Origin of the sequence: Streptomyces sp. SID486, from assembly GCF_009865385.1 — a bacterium.
Lineage (GTDB): Bacteria > Actinomycetota > Actinomycetes > Streptomycetales > Streptomycetaceae > Streptomyces.
Genome location: NZ_WWJT01000700.1, coordinates 1 through 6390 on the forward strand (window position 1 = coordinate 1; position 6390 = coordinate 6390).

Consider the following 6390-nt stretch of genomic DNA (forward strand, 5'->3'; position numbering starts at 1 on the left):
CTCGCGGCCGGTCCGCCGAGGACGGCCGGTCCGGCGTGGACGGCCGGTCCGGCATGGACGGCCGGTCCGCCGAGGACGGGCGGTCCGGCGCCCGGCGGCCGGGGCGCGAGCGGCAGCGGGAGAGACGGCCGTCCGTCCGGGTGCGTGCCGTCCTTCCCGTACTTCCGGTTCGCGTCCCTGCCCGGGCGGTCGCCCGCGCCCCGCGGGGCGCGGCTAGGCCGCCCGTGGCAGCGTCGGGGCCGGATCGGCGGTGTGGAGGGGGCCCGTCGCGCCGAGGTCGGAGAGGATCGCCGAGGCGGCGCGGTGGGCCGAGTGCAGCGCGCCCTGGACAGTGCTGGTGTCCCGGTGGTCGCCGCAGACGTACAGGCCCGCCAGCAGCCGTACCGGCCGGCGCAGGTCGTGCGGCGGCCGCATCGCCGGGACCGCCTGCGCGGTGTGGTGCACGGCCAGCGTCTCCCAGCCGCGCGTGGAGGTGCCGTAGAGGCGGGAGAGGTGGATGCGCACGGCGGTGTCGACGCTCTCGGGCGGCGTGCCCAGCACCGTCGAGGAGACCAGCACCCGGCCGGCCGGCGACCGGCTCGGGTCCACGTTGCTCAGCACCGCCGTGTGCGCCACGGGCCCGCCCCGGTCGGCGTCCAGCAGCAGCGAGGTGCCGGTCGGGAAGGCCGCCGCGGGGTCGTCGGTGGTGTGGTGGACCACGGTCACCGGGTGGAAGTCCGGCACCCGCAGACCCGGCAGCAGTTCCGCCGCGGCCCGCGCGTCGGTGGCCAGCAGCACCGCCCGGCAGCGGATCTCCCCGTGCTCGGCGGTGGTCACCGAGGTCGTGGAGACGGAGGTGACCCGCACCCCGGTGTGCACGGTGTCCGGCGGCAGCGCCCGCGCCAGCATCTCGGGCAGCGTCTCCGCGCCCCCCTCCGGCACGCACAGCCGGCCGCCCGCGAACGCGCGCAGCGCCAGGTCGGCGCACCGGCTGGACGTGGTCAGGTCCGGGTCGCACAGCAGCGCGGCGAGCAGCGGGCGCAGGAAGCCGTCGATCGTGCGCGCCGGTACCCCGCGCTGGGCGAGCGCCTGGGCGGCCGGCATCTCGGGCCGGGCCAGGACGCGTTCGACCGGCGTCGCCGCGATCCGGCCGAGTGCGGCCCCCAGCCGGGCCTGGTCGACCGCGCCGCCCACCGGTGCGGCGGCCCGTCCGGGAGCGGCCGGCGCGGTCCTGGGGGCGTTCGCGAGCGCGCGCACCACATGGAGTGCGCCCCGTGCGCCCCTCGCGCTCCCCCCGGTCGCCGGCGGGAGCGCCCGCTGGGTGCGCCCGTCGCGGTGCAGCAGGACGCCCGGCGCGAAGCGGCGGACGGGCAGGGTGTCCAGGCCCGGGGAGAGCCGGAGTTCGGGGCAGGAGGTGGACAGCAGCTGTCCGATGCGGTCGAGCCGGAAGCCGTCGACCTTCTCCGTCGACATGCGGCCGCCGACGTAGGGGGCGGCCTCCAGGACCGCGGTGGTGACTCCTGCGCTGGTCAGCCGATGGGCCGCCGAGAGGCCGGCGATGCCGGCTCCGACGATGACGACGTCCACCTGGTACGCGGGCTCAAGCACGAGGCCCCTCCTGTGGTTGCGCGGCCGGTGGAGACGTCATGCCCCCAACTGGCCCCGGGAATACCCGAGTTCGGGTCGAGGGTAGGGCCACGATCGGTCAACTACAGTCGCGCACCGACAGGGCACGGTCGCATGGAGGTCGCATGCGGTCACTTTCGTTCGCCGGTGTTGTCCTCCGGCTCACTCCGCCGCACGGATCGCCTCATCGATGCCCGGAAAGGCGAACCGGAACCCCGACTCCAGCAGCCGCTTCGGCACCACCCGCTGGCTGCCCAGCACGTCCCCGGCCATCTCCCCGAGCGCCGTCCGCAGCACCGCGGCGGGCACCGCGCACACCGTCGGCCGGTGCAGCACCCGCCCCATCGCCGCCGTGATCTCGCTGTTCCGCAGCGGGTGGGGCGCCGTCAGGTTGAACGGCCCGGACAGCGACTCCCCGTCGATGAGATGCCGGATCGCCGCCACCTCGTCGTGCAGCGCGATGTACGACCAGTACTGCCGGCCGTCGCCCAGCCGGCCCCCGAGCCCCGCCCGGAACAACGGGAACAGCCGTCCCCACGCCCCGCCGCCCCGCGCCACCACCAGCCCGGTCCGCAGGAACACCGTCCGCACCCCCGCCTCCGTCACGGGCGCCGCCGCCTCCTCCCACTCCACGCACAGCCGCGCGAGGAAGCCGTCGCCCGGCGGCGTGTCCTCGTCCGCCACCCGGTCACCGGTGTCGCCGTAGAACCCGATCGCGCTGCCGTTCAGGAACACCCGCGGCGGCCGGGGGAGCGAGGCCGCCGCCTCGGCGAGCGCGGCCGTGCCCAGCACCCGGCTGTCCCGCAGCAGCCGCTTGTACTCCGGTGTCCAGCGCCGGTCGCCCACCCCGGCCCCCGCCAGGTTGACCACCACGTCACACCCGGCCAGCCCCGCCGTGTCGACGTACTGCCGCCCGGGGTCCCAGCGCACCTCGTCCGGGCCGCTGGGCGCCCCGCGCACCAGCCGGACCACCTCGTGCCCCTCGGCGGCCAGGGACCGCACCAGAGCGCTGCCGATGAGACCGGACGCGCCGGCCACCGCGATGCGTGAACGTTCCATGGCCCCAGCATGCCGGTCCGGCCGGTCGGAAACACGGTGGGACGCCCCGGCCGTCCGTCGTAGGGTGATCGCCATGCCCGAACTGTCCATACGCCACGCCCGCCCCGGGGACGACGGGGACCTGGCGCTCCTCGACCGGGCCACCTGGTCCACCCTGCACGCGGTGACACCCGAGCCCGAGCCGCCGTACGGGCCGTTCTTCGACGAGCGGCACACCCCCGAGGACCACCTGGTCGCCGTGGCCGGCGGGCGCCTCCACGGCTACGTCCGCATCACGCACCCCACCCCGCTCGCGGCGAACGCGCACGTCCTGGCGATCCAGGGCTTCGTCGTCGCCGAGCAGGCGCGCGGGCGGGGCGTCGGACGCGCGCTGATCCGGGCCGCCGTGACGGAGGCACGCCGGCGCGGTGCGCGGCGCCTCACCCTGCGCGTGCTCGGGCACAACACCCCGGCCCGCAAGCTCTACGAGTCCGAGGGGTTCGCCGTCGAGGGCGTGCTGCCCGAGGAGTTCCACGTCGGCGGCGCCTACGTGGACGACGTCCTCATGGGCCGCGGCGTGTGAACCCCGGTGCGGACCGGCCGGGCACCGACCGGTCCGCACCGGCACCGTGAGCGGCACCAGCCGGACAGCACCGGCACCGTGAGCGGCGCCAGCCGGACAGCACCGGCACCGTGAGCGGCGCCAGCCGGACAGCACCGGCACCGTGAGCGGCGCCAGCCGGACGGCTCCGGCTGCGGCCTCTACTGCGCGCCGAGCGCCATCCACTTCTCCGGGTTCTCGAGGGACGCGAAGCCCACCTTGGCGTAGACGGCGTGGGCGTCTGCGGTGGCCAGCAGCACCCGGCGCAGGCCGTAGGGCGCGAGATGGTCGCGGACGGCGGCGACCAGGGCATGCCCGAGGCCCTTCCCCCGGCTGCCCCGAGCGATGTAGACGTCGCACAGCCACGCGAACGTGGCCTGGTCCGTGACCACGCGGGCGTAACCGAGCTGGACGCCGGTGGCCCGGTCGTAGACCCCGAAGTTCAGCGAGTTGGCCATGGCCGCGTCCTGCTTCTCGCGGGACCGGCCCAGAGCCCAGTACGAGTCCTCGGAAAGCCACTGGTGGACGACTGCACGGTCGAGACGGGCCGGATCGGTCGATATGTCGTAGCCGGCCGGGAGATCAGCGGTCATGGCCGCATACAAGCAGACCGGGACACCCCCGAGCCATCGAACAGCCCCTTGGCGCATGGGAGAGCCCGGTAACGATCCCCTCGGAATCGCTTCGTCCAGGCGTCCCCCTCGGAACCGATTCGGCTAGGCGTCGACCAGCTCGCCCGTGTCCACCGGCGCCGTCGCCGTGGCCGCCCGCCCGGCGTCGTCCGCGACCTCGTCCGCCGTCAGCGCGTACCCCGTCTCGGCGTCGGCGGTGGAGCGGGCGAAGACCACCCCGAACACCCGGCCGCCGGTGGTCAGCAGCGGGCCGCCGGAGTTGCCCGGCCGGACCGTGGAGCGGATCGAGTAGACCTCCCGGGTGACCGTGCCGTCGTTGTAGATGTTCTGGCCGGTCGCCCGCACCCGGCTGCCGACCGTCGCCGCCTGCAGGTTCAGCCCCCCGTCCTGCGGATAGCCCGCCACCACCGCCGAGTCACCGCGCACCGCGCCGGTGTCGAACCGCAGCACCGGGGCGCGCAGCCCCGGCACGTACAGCACCGCCACGTCCCGGTCCGGGTCGAAGAGCACCACCCGGGCCTCGTACGACCGCCCGACCCCGCCGATGCGCACGCTCGGGTCGTCGATGCCGGCCACCACGTGCGCGTTGGTCATCACATGCCGGGCCGCGTAGACGAACCCGCTGCCCTCGCGGCCCTCCGCGCCCGCGGCGCCCTCGATCTTCACCGTGCTCAGCCGGGCCGCGTTCGTCGCCGCCGGTGTGACGTTGTCCCCGGTGGGCCGGGCCACCCGGGCCGTCGACTCGTTCTCGAACGGGTTGAAGACCTGCGGGAAGCCCGCCTCGGTGAGCGCCGACGTGGCCCGGGAGAACCACGCGGGCGTGGTCTGCGGCATCGCGTCCTGCACCGCGCCCAGCAGCGCCGAGTTCCGGATCGCCGTCGTCAGGGTGCCCGACGGGGCCGCGGCCAGCACGCTCGCCGCCACCCAGGCCACCACCAGCACCGCCACCGAGTTCGCCGCCGCGCCCCCCACCCCGTCCGCCACCCGCAGCGGACCCCGGTCCAGCTCGCCGCGCAGCCGCAGCGCCAGCCGGCCGGCCAGCTCGTGCCCCACCGCCGCCGGCACCAGCACCGTCAGCACCGCGAGCACGGTCGCCGCCGCCGAACCCCGCTCCACCTGGCCCGTCACCCAGGGCAGCACCCACACACCGACGACCGCACCGCCCACGAACCCGGCCAGCGAGACACAGCCGGCCACCAGCCCGCGCCGGTACCCGGACACCGCGTAGACGACGATCACCAGTGCAAGCACCAGATCGAGCAGGTCCACGGAGCAGCCTTTCTCTCGGACCCCTCAGTACGGACGGGACCGGTCCGGTGATCAGCCCCGCGTGCTCGCGGCGGTCACCGGACGACGGAACCGGTCACGTACGTGTGTACCCCCCGGAAACGTCCCGGACCGGGATGATGGTTCCACCAGGTGGCACAGCGCACATCGCGGGCAGGGTACAGCGGTCCGAGAGTGGGATCATGCGTGTCGTCCGAAGAGCCCTGAAGGGCCGGAAACCGCGTACCGCACGGGCTCTGCGCACGGTACGCGTGCTGCTCGGGTGCCTGCCCGGGGTACTGGCCGTGGTCGCGCTGGCGCTGTGCGCCCGCGGCGTCGAGCGGGCCACCGTGTCCGGCCACGGCCGTACCGCCGCCGCGGCCAGGCCGCCCACCCTCCACCGGGCCGCCCGGCCGCGCATCGTGCCGCGTTCGGTGTGGCTGGACCGCGCCACCGGGCAGAGCCAGCCGCCCCCGCGCTACGACGACAAGGTCATCGCCGTCTTCGTGCACCACACGGACTCGCCCAACGGCTATGAGTGCGCCGAGGCGCCCCGCATCATCCGGCACCTGTACTCGGGGCAGACCGGCGCCCGCGGCTGGGACGACATCGGCTACAACTTCCTCGTCGACCGCTGCGGCACCATCTACGAGGGCCGCGCCGGAGGCGTGGACCGGCCCGTCACCGGCGCCCACGCCCAGGGCTTCAACCACCGCACCGCCGGCATCGCCGCGCTCGGCACCTTCACCGCCGGCGTGCCCGTGCCCCGGGCCATGTCCGACGCGATCGCCGCCCTGGCCGCCTGGAAGCTCGGCCTGGCCGACGTCGATCCCCGCGGCCGGGTCCGGCTGGTCTCCAGCAGCGGCCTCAGCCGCTACAAGGCGGGCACCGCGGCCACCCTGCCCGTCCTCGCCGGCCACCAGGACGGCTACCGCACCGACTGCCCCGGATCGGCCCTCGCCGCCAGCCTGCCGGGGATCCGGGAACGGGCCGCCGTGCTCCAGGGCCGGCTCCCGGCACACGGCCGCACGGCGACGAAGAAGCCGACGGTCGGGGGCAAGCCGACGGTCGGGGGGAAGCCGACGGTCACGGGGAAGCCGACGGAGGCGGGGAAGCCGACGGGGCTGGGGAAGCCGGCGGAGGCGGGGGAACCGGCCGGGGAGCGCAAGCCGACGGGGGCTGGGAAGCCGGCCGGGAAGAGCAAGCCGACGGGGGCTGGGAAGCCGGCCGGGAAGAGCAAGCCGACGG

General features: G+C 75.5%; 5 protein-coding genes and 1 pseudogene. 2 read left to right on the plus strand and 4 right to left on the minus strand.

Annotation, left to right across the window (positions count from 1 at the left end; genetic code table 11):
* Positions 1–213 precede the first annotated feature (213 nt).
* Positions 214–1587, minus strand: a complete 1374-nt coding sequence (locus GT045_RS32670) for an NAD(P)/FAD-dependent oxidoreductase (protein ID WP_161336407.1) — start codon at positions 1585–1587, stop codon at positions 214–216.
* Between the two features lie 180 nt (positions 1588–1767).
* Positions 1768–2664, minus strand: a complete 897-nt coding sequence (locus tag GT045_RS32675; RefSeq protein ID WP_161336408.1) for a TIGR01777 family oxidoreductase — start codon at positions 2662–2664, stop codon at positions 1768–1770.
* Positions 2665–2737: 73 nt separating this feature from the next.
* Here GT045_RS32675 and GT045_RS32680 point away from each other — a divergent pair, with 73 nt between their 5' ends.
* Positions 2738–3226, plus strand: coding sequence for a GNAT family N-acetyltransferase (locus GT045_RS32680; RefSeq protein ID WP_202529232.1), 489 nt, complete (start codon positions 2738–2740; stop codon positions 3224–3226).
* 179 nt (positions 3227–3405) lie between these two features.
* On the opposite strand, the gene GT045_RS32685 is transcribed toward GT045_RS32680, so the two are convergent.
* Positions 3406–3837 carry a GNAT family N-acetyltransferase gene (locus GT045_RS32685; protein ID WP_161295412.1) on the minus strand — a complete coding sequence of 144 codons (432 nt, stop codon included), beginning with the start codon at positions 3835–3837 and terminating at the stop codon, positions 3406–3408.
* A gap of 123 nt (positions 3838–3960) precedes the next feature.
* Positions 3961–5145, minus strand: a complete 1185-nt coding sequence (locus GT045_RS32690; protein ID WP_161336410.1) for a MarP family serine protease — start codon at positions 5143–5145, stop codon at positions 3961–3963.
* A 269-nt stretch (positions 5146–5414) separates the two neighbouring features.
* On the opposite strand from GT045_RS32690, the pseudogene GT045_RS32695 reads away from it, so the two are divergent.
* Positions 5415–6152 (plus strand): annotated as a pseudogene (locus GT045_RS32695) (peptidoglycan recognition protein); the annotation flags it as partial.
* Between the last annotated feature and the right edge of the window lie 238 nt (positions 6153–6390).